General features: G+C 63.4%; 18 protein-coding genes. 7 read left to right on the top strand and 11 right to left on the bottom strand.

Features of this window, described 5'->3' with window-relative positions:
- Positions 1–85 precede the first annotated feature (85 nt).
- The 3 genes from C4K27_RS01965 to C4K27_RS01955 all read right to left on the bottom strand — a co-directional run bounded on the left by C4K27_RS01965 (position 86) and on the right by C4K27_RS01955 (position 4350).
- Positions 86–688 carry a DUF924 family protein gene (locus C4K27_RS01965; protein ID WP_053259326.1) on the bottom strand — a complete coding sequence of 201 codons (603 nt, stop codon included), beginning with the start codon at positions 686–688 and terminating at the stop codon, positions 86–88.
- A 3-nt stretch (positions 689–691) separates the two neighbouring features.
- Positions 692–1702, bottom strand: coding sequence for a class 1 fructose-bisphosphatase (locus tag C4K27_RS01960; RefSeq protein WP_007925933.1), 1011 nt, complete (start codon positions 1700–1702; stop codon positions 692–694).
- Positions 1703–1899: 197 nt separating this feature from the next.
- Complete coding sequence (locus C4K27_RS01955; RefSeq protein ID WP_053259325.1) at positions 1900–4350, bottom strand: glycogen/starch/alpha-glucan phosphorylase; 2451 nt, start codon at positions 4348–4350, stop codon at positions 1900–1902.
- A gap of 265 nt (positions 4351–4615) precedes the next feature.
- On the opposite strand from C4K27_RS01955, the gene C4K27_RS01950 reads away from it, so the two are divergent.
- The gene (locus C4K27_RS01950; RefSeq protein ID WP_023970087.1) at positions 4616–5059 is read left to right on the top strand and encodes a YkgJ family cysteine cluster protein; all 444 of its coding nucleotides are present in this window, start codon (positions 4616–4618) and stop codon (positions 5057–5059) included.
- A gap of 260 nt (positions 5060–5319) precedes the next feature.
- On the opposite strand, the gene typA is transcribed toward C4K27_RS01950, so the two are convergent.
- On the bottom strand, positions 5320–7140 hold the full coding sequence (gene typA, locus C4K27_RS01945) for a translational GTPase TypA (RefSeq protein WP_009046549.1): 1821 nt from the start codon (positions 7138–7140) through the stop codon (positions 5320–5322).
- 139 nt (positions 7141–7279) lie between these two features.
- Positions 7280–8734, bottom strand: coding sequence for a tRNA uracil 4-sulfurtransferase ThiI (gene thiI, locus C4K27_RS01940; RefSeq protein WP_007929954.1), 1455 nt, complete (start codon positions 8732–8734; stop codon positions 7280–7282).
- A 330-nt stretch (positions 8735–9064) separates the two neighbouring features.
- On the opposite strand from thiI, the gene glnA reads away from it, so the two are divergent.
- From glnA to C4K27_RS01915, 4 genes are all read left to right on the top strand, one after another.
- Positions 9065–10471 (top strand): glutamate--ammonia ligase, encoded by a 1407-nt coding sequence (glnA, locus tag C4K27_RS01930; protein WP_007929953.1) that lies wholly within the window; start codon positions 9065–9067, stop codon positions 10469–10471.
- A 175-nt stretch (positions 10472–10646) separates the two neighbouring features.
- Positions 10647–12680: a toxin-antitoxin system YwqK family antitoxin gene (locus tag C4K27_RS01925; RefSeq protein ID WP_053259324.1), complete on the top strand. Its 2034-nt coding sequence runs from the start codon at positions 10647–10649 to the stop codon at positions 12678–12680.
- Between the two features lie 86 nt (positions 12681–12766).
- Positions 12767–13309, top strand: coding sequence for a chorismate mutase (locus tag C4K27_RS01920; protein WP_053259323.1), 543 nt, complete (start codon positions 12767–12769; stop codon positions 13307–13309).
- An 88-nt stretch (positions 13310–13397) separates the two neighbouring features.
- Positions 13398–13913: a DUF4124 domain-containing protein gene (locus tag C4K27_RS01915; RefSeq protein WP_053259322.1), complete on the top strand. Its 516-nt coding sequence runs from the start codon at positions 13398–13400 to the stop codon at positions 13911–13913.
- On the opposite strand, the gene C4K27_RS01910 is transcribed toward C4K27_RS01915, so the two are convergent.
- The 6 genes from C4K27_RS01910 to C4K27_RS01885 form a co-directional block, all read right to left on the bottom strand.
- Complete coding sequence (locus C4K27_RS01910; protein WP_053259321.1) at positions 13885–15000, bottom strand: bifunctional transcriptional activator/DNA repair enzyme AdaA; 1116 nt, start codon at positions 14998–15000, stop codon at positions 13885–13887. The two genes, C4K27_RS01915 and C4K27_RS01910, sit on opposite strands and share 29 nt — an antisense overlap.
- Positions 15001–15140: 140 nt before the next feature.
- Positions 15141–16343, bottom strand: a complete 1203-nt coding sequence (locus C4K27_RS01905; RefSeq protein ID WP_053259320.1) for a 3-oxoadipyl-CoA thiolase — start codon at positions 16341–16343, stop codon at positions 15141–15143.
- A gap of 35 nt (positions 16344–16378) precedes the next feature.
- Positions 16379–17905, bottom strand: a complete 1527-nt coding sequence (locus C4K27_RS01900) for a 3-hydroxyacyl-CoA dehydrogenase (protein WP_053259319.1) — start codon at positions 17903–17905, stop codon at positions 16379–16381.
- A complete protein-coding gene (locus C4K27_RS01895; protein WP_053259318.1) occupies positions 17902–18696 on the bottom strand; it encodes an enoyl-CoA hydratase in 795 nt (264 codons plus the stop codon). The genes C4K27_RS01900 and C4K27_RS01895 overlap by 4 nt, the downstream gene beginning before the upstream one ends.
- A gap of 71 nt (positions 18697–18767) precedes the next feature.
- Complete coding sequence (locus tag C4K27_RS01890; RefSeq protein ID WP_053259317.1) at positions 18768–19955, bottom strand: CaiB/BaiF CoA transferase family protein; 1188 nt, start codon at positions 19953–19955, stop codon at positions 18768–18770.
- Positions 19956–19987: 32 nt separating this feature from the next.
- Entirely contained in the window at positions 19988–21709 is a 1722-nt protein-coding gene (locus tag C4K27_RS01885; RefSeq protein WP_053259316.1) for an acyl-CoA dehydrogenase family protein, read from the bottom strand.
- Between the two features lie 112 nt (positions 21710–21821).
- Between C4K27_RS01885 and C4K27_RS01880 the strand changes: the two genes are divergently transcribed.
- Together C4K27_RS01880 and C4K27_RS01875 are read left to right on the top strand one after the other, a co-directional pair.
- Entirely contained in the window at positions 21822–22721 is a 900-nt protein-coding gene (locus tag C4K27_RS01880; RefSeq protein ID WP_053259315.1) for a LysR substrate-binding domain-containing protein, read from the top strand.
- Positions 22722–22917: 196 nt separating this feature from the next.
- Complete coding sequence (locus C4K27_RS01875) at positions 22918–24330, top strand: MFS transporter (RefSeq protein WP_053259314.1); 1413 nt, start codon at positions 22918–22920, stop codon at positions 24328–24330.
- The last annotated feature ends 1 nt before the right edge of the window (position 24331 follow it).

Below are 24331 nucleotides of genomic sequence, written 5' to 3'. Positions count from 1 at the left end.
GCGTCGACCGGCCGCTCCTACGGATGCATACACGCGCCTGTAGGAGCGAGGCTGCCCGCGATAGGGATTACAGAATGCAGAAGAACTAGAAGCTGGAACCCGGCTCGCGCAGGAACGCCAGTTCCTCCGGCGTCGATTCACGCCCGAGAATCTGGTTGCGATGGGGGAAACGCCCGAAGCGGGCGATGATTTTCTGATGCCGTTCGGCGTAGTCCAGCAGATCGGCGAACACCGGTTGGTCGGCCAGCGGCTGCTCGTCGTGCAAGGCGGCGAACCTGGAGATCGCTTCGTTCTGCACCGCCAGGTTCTCGCAATGCTCGAACACCAGGTAGACAAAGCTGCGTTGCATCGGCGCCAACTGGCGGTCGAAATCCGCGGCAATACCCTGGGCCACCAGCGCCTGGGCACGTAGATCGCCGGCAAAGCTCTTGGGGGTTTCGCGATACAGCATACGCGGCAGTTGGTCGAGCAGCAGCACCAGGGCCAGCCAACCTTGCGGGCGTTGCGCCCACTCGGTCAATCCGCCGGCCAAGGCCTGTTCCACCAGATCCCCGAAACGCTCGCGCGCCTCGAGGTCCTGGCTGTCGCGCTTGCCAAACCACAGCCTGCCCTTTTCAGCCTTGATATCCGCGGGTTTCTCGGCCGAACCGAACCACCAGTCGAGCAAGGGCTGCCAGGGCGCGGCCATGGGTTATTCCTTGTGGTAGGCGGTGACGCGGGCGACTTCTTCCTTCGAGCCGAGGAACACCGCTACGCGCTGGTGCAGGCCTTCAGGCTGGATGTCGAGAATGCGCTGGTGACCGTCAGTGGAAGCGCCGCCCGCCTGTTCCACCAGGAACGACATCGGGTTGGCTTCGTACATCAGGCGCAGCTTGCCCGGCTTGGATGGCTCGCGGCTGTCGCGTGGGTACATGAACAGGCCACCGCGGGTCAGGATGCGGTGCACGTCGGCGACCATCGCGGCCACCCAGCGCATGTTGTAGTTCTTGTTCAGCGGGCCTTCTTCGCCTGCCAGCAATTCGCTCACGTAACGCTGCACCGGCGCTTCCCAGTGACGCTGGTTGGACATGTTGATGGCGAATTCCTGGGTGCTTTCAGGAATGGTGATGTCTTCGTGGGTCAGCACGAAGCTGCCCATTTCGCGATCCAGGGTGAAACCCTTGACGCCGTCGCCCAGGGTCAGCACCAGCATGGTCTGCGGGCCGTAGATGGCGTAACCGGCGGCAACCTGCTGGGTGCCTGGCTGCAGGAAGGCCTTTTCATTGAGCGGTTCGTTCTGGCTCAGGTATTCGTTCGGGCAACGCAATACCGAGAAGATCGTGCCGACCGGGGCGTTGATGTCGATGTTCGACGAGCCGTCCAGCGGGTCGAATACCAGCAGGTACGCGCCTTTCGGGTATTTGCCCGGGATTTGGTAGGCATTGTCCATTTCCTCGGACGCCATGCCGGCCAGGTGGCCGCCCCATTCGTTGGCTTCGAGCAGGATCTCGTTGGAGAGCACGTCGAGCTTCTTCTGCACTTCGCCTTGGACGTTTTCAGTGCCCATGCTGCCCAGAACACCGCCCAGGGCGCCTTTGGACACGGCATGGCTGATCTCCTTGCAGGCACGCGCCACCACTTCGATCAGGAAGCGCAGATCGGCAGGAGTGTTGTTGCTGCGGGTCTGCTCAATCAAATAGCGACTCAGGGTAACGCGGGACATGGACGGCTCCGGAGGAATGGGGGGCTAAAAACCCGCGCAGTTTAACGCGAGTCGGGGTGCATTTCCTCCTATGAGACGAGATCCGCCACAGAGAGTTCATGCATGGGGTTGAGCGTAGCCCGAAATCCGATCCGTAGACGTTGGCGCAGGCTGCGATAGCCTGCGCCCTTTAGACGCTACGGGGACCGCCGAGCGGCCTATTCCAGAGCCTTCCAGATCTCTGTGGCGTACTCGCGAATGGTCCGATCCGAAGAGAACCAGCCCATGCGCGCGCTGTTGAGCACCGCCGAACGCCACCATTGATTGCTGTCGCGCCAGCGCTCTTCGACATGCAGCTGGGCATTCCAGTAGGAGTCGAAATCGGCGCACACATGGAAGCGGTCATAGTCGACCAGCGAATCGATCAGCCCGGTGTAACGGGCCGGATCGTCCGGCGAAAATACCCCGCCACGAATCGCCTGCAGCACATCGTTGAGACGATGGGAGGCGGCGATGTCCGGCACCGCGCTGAACTCGCCATTGCGTTTGCGTGCCTCCACCTGCTGGGCGCTGAGGCCGAAGATGAACATGTGCTCGGCGCCGACCCGCTCGCACATCTCGACGTTAGCGCCGTCCAGGGTGCCGATGGTCAGCGCGCCATTGAGGCCGAACTTCATGTTGCTGGTGCCCGAGGCCTCGAAACCGGCAGTGGAAATCTGCTCCGACAGGTCCGCCGCCGGGATGATGCTTTCGGCCAGGCTAACGTTGTAGTTGGGCAGGAACACCACCTTGAGCAGGCCGCGCACGGTCGGGTCGTTGTTCACCGTGCGGGCGATGTCGTTGCTCAGCTTGATGATCAGTTTGGCCTGGTGATAACTGGCCGCGGCCTTGCCGGCGAAGATCTTCACCCGCGGCACCCAGTCGATTTCCGGCTCGGCGCGGATCGCCTGGTACAGCGCCACCGTGTGCATCAGGTTGAGCAACTGGCGCTTGTACTCATGGATCCGTTTGACCTGGACGTCGAACAGCGCCGCCGGATTGACCGCGATGCCCAGGCGTTCATGGATGATCGCCGCCAGCGCGCGCTTGCTGTGCAGGCGCTGTTCGGCGAACTGCTTGCGAAAGGCCGGCTTCTCGGCGAAGGGTTCGAGCTTGAGCAACAGCTCCTCGGGGTTGTCCAGCAGCTCCGGGCCCACGGCTTCGACCAGCATCGCCGTCAGCTTGGGGTTGGCCTGGTACAGCCAGCGGCGGAAGGTGATGCCGTTGGTCTTGTTGTTGATCCGCTCCGGATACAGCTTGTGCAGCTCGGAAAACACCGTGCTGCGCATCAGCTGGGTGTGCAGGCCGGACACGCCGTTGACACTGTGGGAACCGAGAAACGCCAGGTTGCCCATGCGCACCCGGCGGCCGTTGTCTTCTTCGATCAGCGACACCGCGCGCAGCACGTCGAAGTCGTGGATGCCCTTGGCCCGCAGCGAATCGATGTGCTGGGCGTTGATCAGGTAAATGATCTGCATGTGCCGCGGCAGCATGCGTTCCATCAGGCCCACCGGCCAGGTTTCCAGGGCCTCGGGCAGCAGCGTGTGGTTGGTGTAGGCCAGGGTCTCGACGGTGATCTGCCAGGCCGCTTCCCAGGCGATGCCATGCAGGTCCACCAGCTGGCGCATCAGTTCGGCCACGGCAATCGACGGGTGCGTGTCGTTGAGCTGGATCGCCGCATGCTCGCCAAGGCTGAGCACCGAATCGTGCATGTTCTTGTGCCGGCGCAGCAGGTCCTGCAGGGACGCGGAGACGAAGAAGTACTCCTGGCGCAGGCGCAGTTCCTGCCCGGCTTCGGTACTGTCCGCCGGGTAGAGCACCCGGGAAATGCTTTCGGCCCGGGCCACCTCGGCCACCGCGCCCAGGTGGTCGCCGGCGTTGAAGCGTTCCAGGTGCAGGTCTTCCATGGCCCGCGCCCGCCACAGGCGCAAGGTGTTGACGCTGGCACCGCGCCAGCCGACCACCGGGGTGTCGTAGGCCACCGCGCGCACGGTTTCCGCCGGCCACCAGACCTGCCGGGCGTGGCCGGCCTCGTCGGTGACGGTCTCGACGCTGCCGCCGAAGCCGATCGAATAGATCACTTCGGGGCGCTCGAACTCCCAGGGGTTGCCGAAGTCCAGCCAGTGCTCGGTCTGCTCCTGCTGCCAGCCATCGACGATGGCCTGGCGGAACAAACCGTGTTCATAACGGATGCCGTAGCCGTGGCCGGCGATGCCCAGGGTCGACATGCTTTCCATGAAGCACGCAGCCAGCCGGCCGAGGCCACCGTTGCCCAGCGCCGCATCCGGCTCCAGCAGGCGGATGCGCTCCAGGTCGACGCCCAGGTCGTTCAGCGCATCGCGTGCCACGTCCAGCAGCCCGAGGTTGCTCAGGCTGTCGTAGAGCAGGCGGCCGATGAGGAATTCCAGGGACAGGTAATAAACGCGTTTCTGGCCTTTGCGGTAGATCTGCCGCGTATGGTCCATCCAGTGCTCGACCATGTGATCGCGCGCCGCCAGGGCGATGGCTTCGAACCAGTCATGGTCAAAGGCGTGGTCCGGGTCTTTGCCCACCGCGTAGGTGAGTTTGGTCAGGACGGCGTCGCGAAAAGCGGCCACCTCAGCGTCACGAACTTGCAGTTCCTGAGTCATGAATACGACCTCGAGCGAGATAGACAGTGAGCATGGAATTGTCTGAGCCTAGTCGGTCTGACAGGAGCCAAAGACTCTGGTTCGGTGCGTCGTGCGATTGCCCGAGCAGAGGCGGCGTCTCCCGCGGCAGCTGGCAAAAATGATGCAGATGCCGTGCCGACCCTTGCACTCCCCTTGGGCAGGCGTAAATTCCGTTAAATGGTTGTTCAAAAATCCACCAGTACCGGTATGATCGCGCGCCCTGATACACACGCTGGAAACAAGCCTGATGAAGTCCAACCTGATCGCCGCCGCGGAAATCGACCGACTCGATACCTGGGCCAAGTATTCCGCGCCCATGTGCGGCTCCTGCATGTCCAGCTGCTGCACCCTGCCGGTGGAGGTCAAGATCAAGGATCTGATCCGCATCGGCATCGTCGACGAATTCGAGCGCGGCGAGCCGGCGAAGAACATCGCCAAGCGCCTGCAGAAGGAAGGCATCGTCGAGCGCTACAACCAGAAGTCCGAGATCTTCACCCTGCAGCGCATGAGTAACAACGACTGCCTGTATCTGGATCGTAAGAGCCGCCTGTGCACCATTTATGACAAGCGCCCGGACACCTGCCGCAACCACCCGAAGATCGGCCCGCGCCCGGGCTATTGCGCGTACAAGCCCAAGCCGGTGGAGCGCCCGACCAACACCAGCAGCCGGACCCTGGAACGCTTCTGAGCCTCGACCTGCGCCTGCAACCCCGTTCCCCGCGTAACCCTGCCGCCCTGTAGCCGCTGCCGAGCCTTGGCGAGGCTGCGATCGGCAGCAAAGCAGCCGCAATCCGGGCCACCGCAGAGTTTCAGATCTACCGCTTGACGACCGCTACGCGGCCGATCGCAGGCTCGGCAGCGGCTACAGGACCCGAGTTTTTTCGCAGATCAAAAAAAACGCCCCCGGCCTTTCGACCGGGGGCGTTTTCATTCAGCCGGAACTAAGAATCAGTTCTTGGCTTTCTTGGCAGCGCGGGTACGCTCGCCTTCGTCCAGGATCTTCTTGCGAAGACGGATGGACTTAGGAGTCACTTCGCACAGCTCGTCGTCCTGGATGAATTCCAGAGCCTGTTCCAGGGTGAAACGAACCGGCGGAACCAGGGCGATGGTTTCGTCCTTGCCCGAAGCACGCATGTTGTCGAGCTTCTTGCCTTTGGTTGGGTTCACGCCCAGGTCGTTGTCACGGCTGTTCAGACCAACGATCTGACCGTTGTAGATTTCCTGGCCGTGCTCGACGAACAGCTTGCCGCGCGCCTGCAGGGTTTCCAGGGAGTAGGTCAGCGCCTTGCCGGTTTCGACCGAAACCAGTACGCCGTTCTGACGACCGGACATGTGGCCGGACTTCATCGGAGCGTAGCGATCGAAGATCGAGGTCAGGATGCCTGCACCGTTGGTCAGGGTCAGGAACTGGTTACGGAAACCGATCAGGCCACGGGCCGGGATGTTGTATTCCAGGCGTACACGGCCCTTGCCATCCGGAACCATGTTGCTCAGGTCGCCCTTACGCAGGCCCATTTCTTCCATGACCTTGCCCTGGGATTCTTCAGGGATGTCGATGGTGACGTTTTCGAACGGTTCCTGCTTCACGCCGTCGACTTCACGGATGATTACTTCAGGACGGCCAACGCCCATTTCGAAACCTTCGCGACGCATGGTTTCGATCAGTACCGACAGGTGCAGCTCACCACGGCCGGAAACCTTGAACTTGTCAGCCGAGTCGCCTTCTTCAACGCGCAGTGCAACGTTGTACAGCAGCTCTTTGTCCAGACGTTCCTTGATGTTACGGCTGGTCACGAACTTGCCTTCTTTACCGCAGAATGGCGAGTCGTTGACCTGGAAGGTCATGGAAACGGTTGGCTCGTCGACGGTCAGCGGCTTCATCGCTTCAACAGCGGTCGGATCGCACAGGGTGTCGGAGATGAACAGCTCGTCGAAACCGCTGATGCAGACGATGTCGCCGGCAGCGGCTTCTTCAACGTCCACACGGTGCAGACCGTGGTGACCCATCAGCTTCAGGATACGGCCGTTGCGCTTCTTGCCTTCGGTGTCGATAGCGACGACCGGAGTGTTCGGCTTGACGCGACCGCGAGCGATACGGCCAACGCCGATAACACCCAGAAAGCTGTTGTAGTCCAGAGCCGAAATCTGCATCTGGAACGGACCGTCACGGTCAACGGCCGGAGCCGGAACGTTGTCGACGATCGACTGGTACAGCGGGGTCATGTCTTCAGCCATGTCGGTGTGGTCCAGACCGGCAATACCGTTCAGGGCCGAGGCGTAGACGACTTTGAAGTCCAGCTGTTCTTCGGTGGCGCCCAGGTTGTCGAACAGGTCGAAGATCTGGTCCAGAACCCAGTCAGGACGCGCGCCTGGACGGTCGACCTTGTTGATGACCACGATCGGACGCAGGCCGGCTTCGAACGCCTTCTTGGTCACGAAACGGGTTTGCGGCATAGGGCCGTCTTGAGCGTCGACCAGCAGCAGAACGGAGTCGACCATCGACATTACGCGTTCAACTTCACCGCCGAAGTCGGCGTGGCCCGGGGTGTCCACGATGTTGATGTGGTAGCCGTTCCAGTTGATGGCGGTGTTTTTCGCCAGGATGGTAATACCGCGCTCTTTTTCCTGGTCGTTGGAGTCCATCACGCGCTCGTCGTTGAGCTCGTTGCGCTCCAGGGTGCCGGATTGACGCAGGAGTTTGTCTACCAGGGTGGTTTTACCGTGGTCAACGTGAGCAATGATGGCGATGTTGCGTAGATTTTCGATCACTTGTGTATCTCGATCAGAGGATTCGGTGTGCTGACAACTGCTGGCAGCGATTAACAATAGAGTCCGGCAAGGCCGTTACAGCTTGACGGTGGCGTCGGGGGGCCGGTGACGCAAGCCACAGGCAAACAGCCCCGGGCACTTAGCTCGGTCTATAAACGCGCACATTGGCATGTCCCTCACTGAGCAGATGGTGAGCATGCAGGCGACTCATGACGCCTTTGTCGCAATACAGCAGGTACTGGCGAGTAGGGTCCAGTTCCTTGAAGCGTGCATTCAATGCATAGAACGGCAGCGCTTTTATCTCGATGCCAGAAAGTGTCAGCGGGTCGTCTTCCTGAGCATCCGGATGACGGATGTCGATCACGATCTGGCCCGCCAGCGCCTCGCTGACTTCTTCGATCTGCAAATCCTGGCCCAGTTCGTCGATCACCCGATCGATCGGCACCAGTTTGGCCCGCTCGATCGCACGCTCGAGCACCGCCATGTCGAATTCTTTCTCTTCATGCTCCACGCGATGGCGCTTGGCGTGGGTCTTGGGGTTCACCGAGATGACCCCGCAGTACTCCGGCATGTGCTTGGCGAAATCGGCGGTGCCGATTTCGTTGGCCAGGTCGATGATGTCCTGCTTGTGGCTGGCGATCAGCGGGCGCAGCACCAGCTTGTCGGTCACGCAGTCGATGACCGAGAGGTTCGGCAGGGTCTGGCTCGACACCTGGGAAATCGCCTCGCCGGTGACCAGCGCGTCGATGTGCAGGCGGTCGGCGATGCTCGACGCGGCACGCAACATCATACGCTTCAAAATGACGCCCATATGACTGTTGTCGACTTTGCCGAGGATTTCGCCGAGCACTTCCTCGAACGGCACGCTGACAAACAGCACGCGCTGGGAACTGCCGTACTTCTTCCAGATATAGTGCGCGACTTCCATCACGCCCAATTCGTGGGCACGCCCGCCCAGGTTGAAGAAGCAGAAGTGGCTCATCAGGCCGCGACGCATGATCTGGTAGGCCGCCACCGTGGAATCGAAACCGCCGGACATCAAAACCAGGGTCTGTTCCAGGGCGCCCAGCGGGTAACCGCCGATGCTGTTGTGCTGGCTGTGAATCACGAACAACCGTTGGTCGCGAATTTCCATCCGCACTTCGATTTCCGGTTCTTTCAGGGAAATCCCGGCGGCGCCGCACTGCCGACGCAGCTGGCTGCCAACGTATTTCTCCACGTCCATGGAGCTGAATTCATGCTTGCCGGCACGCTTGCAGCGCACGGCGAAAACTTTCCCCGACAGCGCCTCGCCAAAGTGCTGCTTGCACTTGGCGACGATGTCGTCGAAGTCGCCCAACGGGTACTCATCGACCTGCAGGAAATGCGCGATGCCCGGCATGCAACTCAGGCGCTCGGTCATCTCCTTCAAGGCTTTCGGCTCGCTGACGGCGGTTTCCAGCTCGAGGTTGTCCCACACACCATTGACCACCACAGCCGGGTCCAGATCGCGGAGCACGGCACGGATGTTCTTGGCCAGCTGACGGATGAAACGCGTCCGTACCGGGCGGCTCTTGATGGTGATTTCCGGGAAAACTTTAACGATTAGTTTCATGAAAACAGCGCGCGCTGGGCCAGCCGAAAAAGGGGGGCGCGGATTATAGCGGAAATTGCTCAAGGTTTAACCAATTAATGTGCACTCGGTTTTTCGCGCACCAAAACAGGTCACAACCAGATAAAAACGCAACATTGCGGTGCGTCGATTTGCCAATCTGGCGCAAATAGCGCCAGGAATGCGTGAGTTTGGGGCATAAAACCCAACTCAGGGCACTGGCATGCAATTTGCTCCCTTGTGAGGCAGGTTGCCATGGCAGAGTATCTGCGCCGGCATCACCCACATTCTAAGGGCACACCAACACTCGCCCGAAGCCACCCGGAGGACACTATGTCGAAGTCGGTTCAACTCATCAAAGATCATGACGTCAAATGGATTGATCTGCGCTTCACTGACACCAAAGGCACTCAGCACCACGTGACCATGCCGGCCCGTGATGCGCTGGATGACGATTTCTTCGAAATCGGCAAAATGTTCGACGGTTCCTCCATCGCTGGCTGGAAAGGCATCGAAGCCTCCGACATGATCCTGATGCCGGTTGACGAAACCGCCGTCCTGGACCCGTTCACCGAAGAGCCGACCCTGATCCTGGTCTGCGACATCATCGAACCTTCGACCATGCAGGGCTACGATCGCGACCCACGCGCCATCGCCAAGCGTGCCGAGGAATACCTGAAGTCCACCGGTATCGGCGACACCGTATTCGTAGGTCCTGAGCCTGAGTTCTTCATCTTCGACGAAGTGAAGTTCAAGTCCGACATCTCCGGCTCCATGTTCAAGATCTTCTCCGAGCAAGGCTCGTGGATGTCCGACCAGGACGTGGAAGGCGGCAACAAAGGCCACCGTCCAGGCGTGAAAGGCGGCTACTTCCCGGTTCCTCCGTTCGACCACGACCACGAAATCCGTACCTCCATGTGTAATGCCATGGAAGAAATGGGCCTGGTCATCGAAGTTCACCACCACGAAGTGGCGACTGCCGGCCAGAACGAAATCGGCGTGAAGTTCAACACCCTGGTCAACAAGGGCGACGAAGTTCAGACCCTGAAGTACTGCGTGCACAACGTGGCCGATGCCTACGGCCGCACCGCGACCTTCATGCCTAAGCCTCTGTACGGCGACAACGGCTCGGGTATGCACGTGCACATGTCCATCTCCAAAGATGGCAAGAACACCTTCGCTGGCGAAGGTTATGCCGGCCTGTCCGACACCGCCCTGTACTTCATCGGCGGCATCATCAAGCACGGTAAGGCCCTGAACGGTTTCACCAACCCTTCGACCAACTCCTACAAGCGTCTGGTCCCAGGCTTCGAAGCTCCGGTCATGCTGGCCTACTCGGCTCGCAACCGTTCCGCTTCGATCCGTATCCCTTACGTGTCGAGCCCTAAAGCCCGCCGTATCGAAGCACGCTTCCCGGATCCGGCTGCCAACCCATACCTGGCCTTCGCTGCCCTGCTGATGGCCGGCCTGGACGGTATCCAGAACAAGATCCATCCTGGCGACGCGGCTGACAAAAACCTGTACGACCTGCCGCCTGAAGAGGCGAAAGAGATCCCACAAGTTTGCGGCAGCCTGAAAGAAGCCCTGGAAGAGCTGGACAAAGGTCGTGCGTTCCTGACCAAAGGCGGCGTTTTCAGCGACGACTTCATCGACGCTTACATCGCCCTGAAAAGCGAAGAAGAAATCAAGGTCCGTACCTTCGTACACCCACTGGAATACGAGCTGTACTACAGCTGCTGATCCGGTAGCGCCGCCCCACGCGGCGTGACATGCTACGTAACAAGAAAAAAGGCCTCCCTCGGGAGGCCTTTTTTATTGCCCGGCCATAGCCGCGGAGCATTCCCCCGGGCTATTCATCCATGGATAATCCGCGCCTCTCGCGCCCTCTGTCCGGCGCCTCGACGAAGGGATTCGTATGCAGTGGACTCGTTCTCTCGGCCTGATCGCCTGCCTGGCATTCGGCAGCACCCAGGCGGCGCCTTTCTATGCCGACAAATCCCTGGCCCACCCGCTGATCACCGGCCTGGCGGAAAGCTCGGCGACCCTGGCCTTTATCAAGCAGGGTGGCGGCGTCAAAGGTTATTACTCGGTCGACCCGGATGAGAGCCAGCCGCAGCTGCTGGACGACTTCGGCGATGCAACCATCGAGTCGGTGTTCAACATCGCCCTGGACGATGAGTCCCTGACCCGCCTGGTGCTGTTCAAACAGCGCGGCCAATACCGCGTGCATGCCTATCGCTATAACGAAAGCGACCACCTCTACCAGCGCCTGGAAAAACTGCAGCCCGCCCTGGAGCGCATCGCCAAAGACCACAAGAAACTCGATGCCCCGACGGTGAAACAGGCCCTGCGCCAACTGACACCGCTGAACTACAGCTACTTCTACGAAGACTCGGGTATCGAGGAATTCGACCGGCTCGACCATTCGGCCGGCACCCTGGTGGGTTACTTCGACCAGAACGGGCAGCCCATCACCGCCCATCCGCCCGGAGCTGAGCAGTACAGCTACAAAAAGACCTTCGCCGAAAAGGACGGACGCTTTCTCACCGCCACCTACTGGCGCGGCGAAACGCCTGCGCTGGAGGGCGAGCCCCTGCTGTACAACTACCGGGCCAGCCGCATTGCCTGGGAAACCGAACCGCGACGCTTCACTGGCAGCGAGGACGGGGCCTGCGTGGAATACTCCGATTCCGGCGGTGCCGTTGCCGCCCAGGGTGCCTATGCCCACGGCCAACGCACCGGCGAATGGAGTTTTTCCAACCCGGACGATGGCTGGACCCATGGCCGTTATGTCGATGGCAAGCGCCAGGGGCAGTGGACCGAAACCTACCGCTGGCAATCCGCAACGGGCGAGTATCGGGACGATCTGCGTGAGGGACGCTGGGTGCTGTCCTACGACGAAGGAGGCGAATCCGCTGTCACTGGCTTCCAGACCTATATCCATGGCGTGCTCAACGGTCCGAGCGAAGAGAAGGTAGACGGTTTCACAGAAAGCGGCAGCTACCGCAACGACAAACGCGAAGGGCCATGGGTTACCCAAGCAGGTCGCGGCAACTTCGAGAACGACCTGAAAAGCGGACCCTGGATACTCAAGACGGACAAGGGCCATAGCCAGAGCGTGAACTTCGTCGCCGATAAAAAAGAGGGCGAGTTGCGCGAAACCGACGCCAATGGCGTGCTGGTCCTGATCGAGCATTACCAGGCAGATGTGCTGTCCGGCACCCGTGAAGGCTATAGCCCCAGCGGCAACCTGCAGTACTCGCAGCAATATGAGAATGGCAAACGGGAAGGCCGCTCACTGGGTTACAGCGAAGACGGCAAGCTGATCAGCGATATTTCCTGGCACAACGATCGGTACGAAGGCCCTCACCTGACCTTTCTGCGCGACGGTACGCCGGCCACGGTCGGACGCTTCGAGGGAGGGCGCTTTGTCGGCCTGATGAAACAATACGATCAGGACGAAGTGCTTTATGAAGAAGCCAACTGGTGCCGCTTCGACAAGTTCGGCTCAACCGTCGAACGCTGTGGAAAACAACGGCGGTTCACCCACGGAAAGCTGTCCTGGGAAACGGACTTTCTCTTTGGCAGCCCCCAAGGCTCCATCGAGTACAACTATGAAACAGGCCAAAAGATCCGCGAGAAGATCATCGGCGACAATGACCAGATCACTCAGCGCACCTACTACGACAATGGGCAGGTCGAGTGCCAGAAAAACTCGGTGGGTTTCACCTGGATGACCATCAACCAGCAACAAGTGAAAAGTCATGAGTCCAACGGCCAACTGGTCGGCGAACAGCTGTGCTATCACCGCAACGGCGCGATCAAGAGCCGCGAGCTGATCGACAACGGCTTGAGCGCCTGCCGGATAGTCTATGACGAAAGCGGCCAGCGACTGTCTTCCAGTCCAACCAATTGCGGGGCGCCCGCGACTGCCGCGGCCGGCCAGTGACCCATCTTGCACCCGGCGCTTGCCAGGCACTGCGGTTTTGCGTGCATCATGGCCGCCGACTTGTCCCCAGGAAACCGAGACTGCCCATGACTTCGCGATTCTGCCTTGCCCTGTTGACCCTGTTGCTGGCCGGTAATGCCTGCGCCGCCCCCGCCACCCTCGGCCCTCTGCTGGCCACCCTCGAAGAACGCCTGGCCATTGCCGACCAAGTGGCCCTGAGCAAATGGGACAGCCACAAACCGGTGGAAGACCGCCCGCGCGAGCGTGAGGTGATTGCCGGCGCGGTGGCGCAGGCGCCGGCCTACAAACTCGACGGCGCGGCGGTGGAACAGTTCTTTGCCGCGCAGATCGAGGCCAACAAGCTGGTGCAGTACGCCCATCTGTCCGAATGGACCTTGCAAGGCCAGGCGCCGGACACGCCGCGCCCGGACCTGGTGGGGCAGATCCGCCCGCAACTCGACCGGTTACAAAAACGCCTGCTGCAGCAACTGGCGGATTTCAGCCCCTACCGCAACGACCCGCAGTGCCCGCAATGGCTGGCCCAGGCCACCCACGGCGGCGACCGCCCGGCGCTGCGCCAACTGGCGCTGGTCCGCGCCACCGCCGAGCTTTGTGTGTCCAAAGGTTGAAGCAGCGAACCTGGGCCCGGTTCGCGGCTCTATGCTGGAGGCAGTTTCATCTTTGCAGCCGCCGACCCAAGCGCCCAGGAAAGCCGCCATGCGTGTGCACTGTCTCTACCTGCTGTTGCTGACCGCCCTGCCGGCCGCCGCGCAGATCTACCGCTACACCGACGCCCACGGCAATACCGCCTACAGCGACCAGCCGCCGGCCGGCGTGCCCGGTCAGGCCGTCGAGCTGGCGCCGCTGAACCGCATAGAGGCGCCCAGGCCGCTCACACCGCCCGGCGTCGAGCCTGAACAGAAGCCACCCTCCAACGCGCCGGCCTACACCACCCTGGAGCTGAGCGGCGTACCGAACGGCGGTGTGATCCGCGCCAACAACGGCACCTTCAATGTCGAGGTCAGCCTGCAACCGCCCCTGCACAACGAGCATCGCCTGCGCCTGCTGCTGGACGACCAACCCTATGGCCAGCCCGGCAACCTGCCGAGCCTGCAACTGGTGAACATCGATCGCGGCGAGCACCGCCTGGCGGTGCAGGTGCTCGATGGCGAGCGGGTGGTGCAGCAAAGCCCGACGCTGACCTTCACCCTGCAACGGGTTCATCGGCCCTGAGGTTCTGGCGCGCCGAAATCTGCGGGTACAAGCGCCGCTCATGCTCAAGCAGCCAGCGTTTGCGCCAGAGCCCGCCGCCATAACCGGTGAGCGAACCGTCGGAACCTATCACCCGGTGACAGGCAATCACGATGGCGATCTGATTGGCGCCATTGGCCCGGGCCACGGCCCGCACGGCGGAGGCCGAACCTATGCTACTCGCCACCTCGGCGTAACTGCGGGTGGTGCCTGGCGGTATCGCCCTGAGGGCCTGCCACACCGTGCGGGTAAAGGCCGAAGCATTCAGCGCCAGCGGCGTGGCAAAGCTCGCCGACTCCCCAGCGAAAAACCGTCGCAATTCGCTCTCGATCTGGTCGATGGGGGCAAAACGCCCGAAACCGATGGTCGAGCCAGTGTGCTCTTGCAGGCGCTTCAGCTCAGTGGCCAATGCCGGGCGGTCGAAGAACTCCAGCAGATGCAGGGCCTGCGCATCGGCCACTGCCAGCATCACGCCGATCGGGGTTTGCAGCCAGTCGGCCTTGAGCAGTTCGCGGCCGCGCAGGTTCGACGGTGGCTGGCCGAGCAACCGGGTGAAGGCACTGCGAAAGCCGCTGTCGGAATCGAAACTGGCGCTGATCTGCGCATCGATCACGCTGGCGCCGCCCGCCAGTTGCTGCATGCCCTCGCCGATCCGCCGCAGCCGGGCCATTTCCAGGAAGGTCACGCCGAAGTGACGCTTGAAGGCCCGGCGCACCGTGGAAGAGTCGAAGCCGAGTTCGATCAGGTCGCCTTCATACCAGCGCCTGTCGGCATTGTTTTCCAGCAAGGCCAGCAGCTGTTTGACCAGCGGCTCCTGAGTACCTGCCTGCTCCAGCGGACGGCAGCGCAGGCAGGCGCGAAAACCGGCCTCGATACAGGCCTTGATCGAGCTAAAGAACACCGTGTTTTCGCGCTTGGGCTTGCGCGCCGCGCAGGTCAGCCGACAGAACACGCCCGTGCTCTTGACCCCGACGAAAGCGAACCCGTCATAGGCCGGGTCGCGTTCGAGCAAGGCGCGGTACAGGGTGTCGTCATCGGGCAGTTGGAACAGCAAGGGGGCATTATCCATGGCCGTCTCCAGCACCAGAAGGAATGTCTGTGCACTGTAGAGCAGCGCCGCAGCGGATGCCGCCGCAAATCAGGCGTTGATTCGCCAACGATGCCCCGCCTTGCGCCCGGCGTGAAACAACGCCAAGCGGTAGATCAGGCTCAGGCGCGCTCGATCACCATGGCCACGCCCTGGCCCACGCCCACGCACAGGCTGACCACGGCGTAACGCTGGTGGTTGCGTTGCAGGGTACGGCAGGCGCTCAACACCAGCCGGGCCCCGGACGCGCCCAGTGGGTGGCCGATGGCGATGGCGCCGCCATTGGGGTTGACCCGCGGATCGTCGAAATCCAGCTCCAGGGCCTTGAGGCAAGCCAGCACCTGTGGCGCGAATGCCTCGTTGATCTCGATCAGGTCGAGCTGCTCCAGGCCGATGCGGGCCCGCTGCAGCGCCAGCAGAATCGCCCCGTGCGGGCCGATACCCATGAACTGCGGCTCCACGCCGACCGACGCCGATGAGAGGATTCGCGCCATGGGCACGACCCCATGTTCCCTCCCGATCTCACGACTGCCGAGCAGCAACACCGCCGCGCCATCGTTGATCCCCGAAGCGTTGCCGGCGGTCACCACGCCCTCCGCGAACAGCGTCGGCAAGCGCGACAGGGCCGCCAGGTCGGAGCGGGCGCGCGGGTGTTCGTCATCGCAGACGGTCAAGGCCGGGCCCTTGCGCCCGGCCGCCAGCTCGACGGCCATGATCTCGTCGTCCAGCACTCCGCCCCGCAAGGCCGCCTGGTAACGCGCCTGGGAAGCGGCGGCGAAGCGATCGGCGTCCTCGCGGCTGATGGCATAGAGTCGGGCCAGGTTATCGCCGGTCTCGGGCATGCTGTGGTTGCCGTAGCGTTCGACCAGCCGCGGGTTGGCGAAGCGTGCGCCAATGGTGCTGTCGGCCACGTCCAGGCTTCGGCTGTAGGCACTCTCGGCCTTGGCCATGATGAAGGGCGCCCGGGACATGCTCTCGACCCCGCCAGCCAGGTACAGCCGGCCTTCGCCGCAGGTGATCGCCCGGGCCGCGTCGATCACCGCCGACAGGCCGCTGGCGCACAGGCGGTTGACCGTCTGCCCGGGCACGCGCCAAGGCAGCCCGGCGCTGAGCAAGGCATTGCGCGCCAGGTTGCGGCTGTCCTCGCCGGCCTGGTTGGTACACCCGAGGATCACCTCTTCCAGCGCTTCGGCCGGTAGCCCCGAGGTTTCCAGCAAACGCGCCAGCAAAGGCCCCACCAGGTCGTCCGGGCGCACGCTGGCGAGGCTGCCACCATGCCGGCCGAAGGGGGTTCGCAAGCCGCTGTAGATATAGGCATCAAGCATGAAAGGACTCTCGCAGCAGTAGGGATCGGCAGGCCTCAGGCCGGCAGCGGGTTTTCCGGCTGGCGCAGGGACAGGCCCAGCAGGGCCCGACGGCGCAACCAGCCGCTGGGGCGATAACGCGGGTCGCCGGTGAGGGCGTGCAGGCGCTCGAGGATCTGCAGCAGGCGCTCGGGGCCCAGTTGGTCGCCCCACTCCAGCGGCCCCAGCGGATAGCCGAGGCCCAGGCGTACCGCGGCGTCGATATCGGCCACCGAGGCGATGCCCTGCTGGGCGATGTCGCAGGCCAGGTTGACGATGGACGCCAGGGTGCGCTGGACGATGAAGCCGCAGCTGTCGCGGATCAGCGTCACCGTGCCGCCGTCGGCGCTGAATAGTGCGTGGGCGGCGTGCTGCATGTCTTCGCGGGTCGCCGGGTTGAGCATCAGGCAGCGCTGGCTGTCGAGCGCGGTCAGGGTGTCGATCGCCACCGTGCGCGACGGATCCATGGCATGACGCAGGGCCGCTTCGCTGGCGTCATCGCCCAGTGGCGCCACCAGGCACAAGGCCGAGGTGGAAGGTCGCAGGCCGTTCTCGACCCGGGCCCCCAGGCGTTCGAGCAGGTCCAGCAGACGCAGCCGGCCGACCTCGTCGTCGGCGGCGATCCACACCGGCGGCAGCACCGCGCAAGAGGGCACGGCCTGTGGCGGGAGCCGCGTATCACCTGGCTCGTCATAGAGGTAGAAGCCCTGCCCGCTCTTGCGCCCCAGGTGCCCACCCGCCAGCATCAGCCGCAGCACGGGGTGAGGCCGATAACGCGGCTCCTCATAGAACTGCCGGTAGACCGACTCCATCACCGGCACGCTGACATCCAGACCGATCAGGTCGAGCAGCTCGAACGGCCCCATGGCGAAACCGGCGCTGTCGCGCAGCAGCGCATCGATCCGCCATGCAGGGGCCACGCCCTCGCTGAGGATGCGCAGCGCCTCGGTACCAAAGGCCCGTCCGGCATGATTGACGATAAAGCCGGGAGAGTCCTTGGCCCGCGCCGGGTAGTAGCCAATGACGCGGACCAGCTCCTGCAAGCGCGCGCCGACGCGGGTGGCGAGGCCGTCGACCACCTCGACAATGCGCATCCGCGGCACCGGATTAAAGAAGTGCAGCCCGGCGACGCGTTCCGGATAGCGGCACACCGAGGCAATCGCGGTGATCGACAGCGACGAGGTATTGCTCGCCAGGATCGCGTCCGGTGCCAGCACCTCCTCCAGTTGCCGAAACAGCTGCTGCTTGGCCGCCAGGTCCTCGACTATCGCCTCGATCACCAGTTGGCAGTCACGCAGCGCGTCCAGGCTGTCGACCACTTCCAGATTGAGCATGGCCGCCGCGGCGTCCTGCGGGGTGATGCGGGCCTTCTCGATCTGCTGGGCAAAGATCGTCGCCAGTTGCTCCCGGGCCATGCCCGCGGCACCCGGGCGCGCATCGAACAAAAATACCTTGAGCCCGGCCATGGCCATGACCTGGGCGATGCCCCGGCCCATGGCGCCGGTGCCAACCAGGCCGATGCGTTGCAATGGTTGTGTGGTCATTTCCCCTGGTACTCCGGTTTGCGTTTCTCAAGAAAGGCCTGCATGCCTTCGCGTTGGTCATGGGAGCCGAACAGCAGCTGGAAAGCCTTGCGCTCCAGCACCAACGCCTGCTCCAACGGCAGGTCCATGCCGGCCAGCACCACCTCCTTGATCTGCGCCACGGCCAGCGGCGGCATGCCGGCGATGCTGGCGGCCAGGGCCAGGGCCCGCGGCAGGGTCTCGCTGTCCGCCACCACCTCGCTGACCAGGCCCAGGCGCAGCGCCTCGTCGGCCGGGACCTGGCAACCGGTAAGCAGCAGGCGCAGCGCCTGGAACTTGCCGATGGCGCGCAGCAGGCGCTGGGTGCCGCCCGCCCCGGGCATCACCCCGACCTTGATTTCCGGCTGGGCAAAACGCGCCGAGTGGCCGGCGACGATCAGGTCGCAATGCATCGCCAACTCACAGCCACCGCCCAGGGCGTAGCCATTCACCGCGGCGATGACCGGCTTGCGGCACGCCGAGATGGCTTGCCAGTGGCGCTCGGCATGCCGGGCATAGAGTTGCAGTGCGCTGGCGTTCACCAGCTCGCTGAGGTCGGCGCCGGCGGCAAACACCGTATCGCCGCCGGTGAGCACCACGACCCGGGTCTCCGGGCAGCTATCCAGGCGGCGAAAGTGCTCGGCCAGCTCCTCGCGCAGCGCCATATTCAGCGCGTTGAGGGCCTGCGGGCGGTTCAGCCGCAGCAGCGCCACGCCCGGCGCGGGTTGTTTCAGCAGGACCAGGGGTTGAGGGCTAACGGACTCGGGATTCATGGAATCTCCTGATGCAGATAGGAACCTGAGAAGCGCGCCAGAGGCCCGGCCGGGACTCTGGGCGCAGCCCTTCACTCGCGGACGATGCCGTGCTCGAACAGGTTTTCGATCGTCTGGTTGTCGAGGCCCAGGCCTTCGAGAACCTCGCGGGTATTCGCGCCCAATGCCGGCGGAGCACTGCGATAGCTGGCCGGGGTCCGCGACAGCTTCACCGGCGAGCCGATGCCGCGGTAGTCGCCGATCTCCACCAACAGGCCGCGATGCCGGGTATGCGGGTGCTCGACCACCTTGTCGATGGAGGCAATCGAGCCGCAGGGCACGCCCAGGCGGATCAGCCGTTGCGCCAGGGCCGTGCCGTCGTGCTCGGCCAGGCGCGCCTCCAGCGCCTGCTTCAGCGCCTCGCGGTTGACCGAGCGACAGCCGTTGTCGGCAAAACGCGGGTCGTCCAGCAAGGCGCCGGCGTCCAGCTGTTCGCACAACTTGGCGAACTGTCGGTCATTGCCGACCGCCAGGAAGATCGGCTCGGTGCCGGTGCGGTAACTGTCGTAGGGGGCGATATTCGGATGGGCGTTGCCGGTGCGCTGCGGGGTCTTGCCGGCGGCGAAATAGTTGGCCAGATGCGGGTGCAGCAGGGACACGCCGCAGTCGTACAGGGTGATGTCGAGGGACTGCCCCAGGCCGCTGCGGTGGCGTTCGTTGAGTGCCAGGAGAATCCCCGCCAGGGCATTCAGCCCGGTGACCATATCGACGATCGGCAGGCCGATGCGCAGCGGGCCGCTGTCTGCTTCGCCGTTCACGCTCATCAGCCCGGCCATCGCCTGGATCACCGCGTCGTAGCCGGGCAACCCGCCCAGCGGGCCGTCACTGCCAAAACCGGAAACCGCGCAGTGGATCAGGGTCGGGAAACGCTGGCTCAGCACCTCGGCATAACCGATGCCCCAACGCTCCAGGGTGCCGGGCTTGAAGTTCTCCATCAGCACGTCGGCGTCTTCCAGCAGGCGCATCAGCAGCTGGATGCCCGCGGGTCGGGACAGGTCCACGGCGACCCCCTGTTTGTTGCGGTTCACGCCCCTGAAATACGAAGCGTCGGCGCCCTCGAAAGGCGGGCCCCAGCCGCGGGTCTCGTCACCGCTCAGAGGCTCCAGCTTGATCACATCGGCGCCGTGGTCGGCCAAGGCCTGGGAGCAGTAGGGTCCACCCAGCACGCGGCTGAGGTCGATGACTTTCAGGCCGGCCAGGGCCCCTTTTGAATGGTTCATGGCAGTTCTCTGACAAAAATGGGCAGGGCCGTTCAGGCCGGCAACAGCTGCATTGCATCGGCTTTCGACAGCGCGCTTTCATTGGCCAGGAGCGTCAGCAGCTCAGGCTCAATCGAAGCCTCCGGACGCAGCGGATCGCGGGGCAGCAGCTTGTGCTGGAGCAGCAGGTGGGCCAGGGCCAGGCGCCGGTAATCGGGGGCCTGGCGGCTCGCTTCCCAGGCCATGAAGATCGCCGTGGCGGTGTGATAAAGGGCACTGCCGGCCAGGCGCACCTGGTCATCGCGGCGCTCTTGCGCGACCTTTTCGATGGCCGCGACCGCACGTTGCAGGACCGTCTCGAACAGGCGCTGGCTGGCCGCCGGCAGGTCGGCCTCGGCGAGCAGGCCGGCGAGGTAGTGCCGCAGCGGCTCCAGGGCCTGCTCGCGGGTCACGGCGCGGGCGATGTCCAGCGCGACAATGTTGCTGGTGCCTTCCCAGATCGAGCCCAGGTGGGCATCGCGCACCAGCCGCGCATCGCTCCACTCCTCGATGTAGCCAACCCCGCCGCGTACTTCCATGGCGTCCCCGGTGACCCGGCGCGCATCGCGACAGGCGCGGAACTTGATCAGCGGGGTGAGGATGCGCACGCACTTGCGCGCCGCCTCGTCGCCGGCATCGGCCTTGGGCAGCAGCGTGGCGATCTGCATGAACATCGAACGGGCCTGCTCGGCGGGCAGCATCATTTTCAGCAGCTGGCGCTGCATCAGCGGCATCTCGATCAGATGGCGGCCGAAGGCCCGGCGCTGGCGGGCGACATACAGCGCCTCGTTGACCCCGCGACGCATCAGCCCGGCGGCCCGCACCCCGTTGGACAGGCGCGACATGTTGATCATGTCGGCCATCTGCTGGAAGCCGCGGCCGACCTCACCGATCAGGTAGGCGGTGGCGCCGTCCAGGCTGATTTCACCGCTGGCCATGGAGCGGCTACCCAGCTTGTCCTTCAGGCGCAGGATCCGGTAGGCGTTGCGCGAGCCATCGGGGCGGACCTTCGGCAGCAGGAACAGGCTGACCCCCTTCATGCCTTCCGGTGCGTCTTCCGGACGGGCCAGGACCATGGCCAGGTCGGCGTCCGGGTTGGAGCAGAACCACTTGTCGCCGAACAGCCGCCACTCGCCGTTCTCCAGGCGCGCGCGGGTTTCAGTGCGCGACACGTCGGAGCCGGCCGCCTGTTCGGTCATGAACATCGCGCCCTGGAACAAGCGGTCGAAATCCCGCGAAGCCAGGGACGGCAGGTAGCGCGCCACCAGCTCCGGCGAGCCGAACTTGCGCAAGGTACGGGTCAACGAGTCGGTCATGCTCACCGGGCAGCACAGGCCGAACTCGGCCTGCACGAAAAGGAAGGTCAGGGCGTACTTGACCAGCGGCAGCACCGGCTCGGCGCAATGACTCATGGAGGCCAGGCCCAGCTCGGCATAGGCGGCGCGCTCCAGGGCGATGAAATCCGGGTGCTTGTAAATGCTCTGCAGGTCTTCGCCACGGCGGGTGCGCGGCCGCAGTTGCGGCGGGTTCTTGTCCGCCGAGAGTGCCAGCACATCCAGCTCGCCACCGGCCCGCGCACCGAGCTGGCGCAGGCTCGGCAACCACTGGGCGTACAGTTGCGGCGCCAGGTAGACCTTGAGCAGGGCCGCCAGTCCGGCATCGCAGTCGAACAGGTTCAGGCCCCGGCTATCGGGGATATTCAGGGTGTCTTGGATAGGTTCAGGCAGGGCAGTCATGGCGTCTCTCCAGGCTCTTGTGCCCCGAGACTAGAGTCGCCATCGATAAGTATCTAATACAAAATCAATCCAATACGATAAGAAAACCAGATCGTAAAGCGAGGACGCCAGCATGGATCTCAAACAGCTTCGTTACTTCGTCGCGGTCGCCGAAGAACTGCATTTCGGCCGGGCCGCCACTCGCCTGTTCATCTCCCAGCCGGCCCTGAGCTTCGACATCAAGAAGCTCGAAAGCCAGCTGGACGTGCAGCTGCTGAGCCGCAACAACAAGTCGGTGAGCCTGACCAACGCCGGCCAGGTGCTGCTCGACGAAGCCCGCTACCTGCTGCTGCGGGCCGAGCAGGCGCGGCGCCTGACCCTGCGTTCGGCCCAGGGTTTCGTCGGCCGGCTGAGCATTGGCTTCGTCAACTCGATCCTGCACCGTGGCCTGCCGCAAGCGGTGAAGACCTTCGAGCAGGATCACCCGGACACCGAGATCGTGCTGATGGAGATGAACAGCGCCGAACAAGCCCAGGCGCTGCAGCGCGGGCAGATCGATATCGGCTTCGTGCACTGGAGCCACTTTCCCGAGAGCATCCGCGGCGAGCCGGTTCTCGCCGAGCCCTTCCTCTGCTGCCTGCCCCAAGGTCACCGGCTGGCGGACAAGGCGCGCATCGACCTGGCGCAGCTGGCCAACGATGACTTCATCCTGTTCCCACGCAATGTCTCACCGCATTACCACGACCTGATCATCGCGCGCTGCGTGGCGGCCGGGTTCAGCCCGCGTATCCGCCACGAAACCCGGCTCTGGCAAACGGTGGTGGCGATGGTGGCGTATGAAATGGGCGTGGCCCTGGTGCCGCAGACCCTGGCGGGCACCTGGAAAGAGGGTGTGCATTACTGCGAAATCAGCGGCGACGGGGCGTTGTCCGAGGTCCACGCCATCCGTCATGCCGACAACCCGTCGGCCGCCGCGGAGAGTTTCCTGACTGTGCTCAAGGCCCTGCAAAAGCCCGTGGCACCGGGGCTTTGAGGGCTGTCGACCATACGAAATCCCGTATCACACAATAAGATTTAATCATTATTTTTTTCATTCCTGCCTGTATAGGCTCCGTGCCGTCGGACCTTGCAAGTACGTGATGCGCCCATTCGTGCAATGAGTATCCGGAGCCGTCGTCAGACGAACCTCCCGCGGCGCAAATAACAATAACAACATGCAGGAATTGAATATGAATGCCGCCCAGCACGCTGCCGCGCACAAGAAAGCCCGCAAGGCAGGAATCGCTTCGTTCATCGGCACCACCATCGAATGGTATGACTTCTACGCCTACGGAATCGCCGCCGCGCTGGTCTTCGGCAAGGTGTTCTTTCCCGCCGACTTGCCTGCGGGCACCGCCACCCTGCTGTCGTTTTTGACCCTCTGGGCCGGCTTCATCGCCCGCCCCATCGGCGGCATCATCTTCGGCCACCTGGGCGACAAGATCGGGCGCAAGACCACCCTGGTGATCACCCTGATCATGATGGGCGTGGCCACCACCTGCATCGGCCTGCTGCCGACCTACCTGCAGATCGGTATCTGGGCGCCGATTGCCCTGGTGGTGCTGCGCATCATCCAGGGCATCGCGGTGGGCGGCGAATGGGGCGGCGCCATCCTCATCGCCAGCGAAAGCGCGCCCAAGGGCAAAGGCATTCTGTATGCGGCCTTCGCCCAGCAGGGCTCGCCGGCTGGCAACCTGCTGGCGACCCTGGTGTTCTTCGGCCTCAGCGCCCTGCCCGCGCCGGACTTTTTGCTGTGGGGCTGGCGCATTCCGTTCCTGCTCTCGGCGGCACTGGTCCTGGTAGGCATGGTGATTCGCCTCAAGCTCGAAGAATCGGACGACATGAAGCGCCTGATCCAGCAGAAAAAGACCGTCAAGCTGCCGATCCTGGAGGTCCTGCGCAAACACTGGCAGATCGTGCTGCTGGGGGCCGGCGTGCTGCCGATCATCCATGTCACCTACTTCAAGAGCACCTTTGCCCTGTCCTGGGCCACCAAGGAGCTGGGCTACAGCCAGAGCACCTTTCTCAGCGTGATCGTCATCGCCCTGGTGGTGCAGTTCATCACCCAGCCCCTGGGCGCGGTGCTGGTTTCCAGGATGGACATGCGCAAGGCCGTGGTGCTGATGCTGCTGCCGGAGTTCTTCCTGATGCCGGCGATGTTCTTCGCCGTGGAAACCGGCGTCTACTGGATCGCCGTGCTCGGCATGTGCCTGGCCACCGTGCCGCACTCGATGTTCTATGGCGCCGTCGGCGGCATCCTGGCCCGCGCCTTCCCGACCAGGGTGCGCTACAGCGGCCTGTCGATTTCCTACCAGCTCTGCTCCCTGCTGGTGGGCGGCGCCACGCCGGTCCTGGCCCAGGGCATTCTCAACAACACCGGAAGCATTGTCGGCGTGGCCATCGCCTCCGCTGGCTATGCCCTGGTGTCCCTGGTGTGCATGCTCCTGCTGCTCAAGCGCATCGGCCACAACGCCGCCGACCTGTCCACCGCCGAGCAGGCGGACGCCGACGAACTGGCTCGGGAACCCCGCGCCACACTACCGGACGAGGAGCCGATCGCGACGCAGCAGGCTATCGACAAGAACCCACATCCCGCCCACTGAG

Source organism: Pseudomonas chlororaphis subsp. chlororaphis (assembly GCF_003945765.1).
GTDB lineage: Bacteria > Pseudomonadota > Gammaproteobacteria > Pseudomonadales > Pseudomonadaceae > Aquipseudomonas > Aquipseudomonas chlororaphis.
The sequence above is the reverse complement of the archived record's forward strand: the minus strand, read 5'-3'. Positions and strand labels throughout refer to the sequence as shown.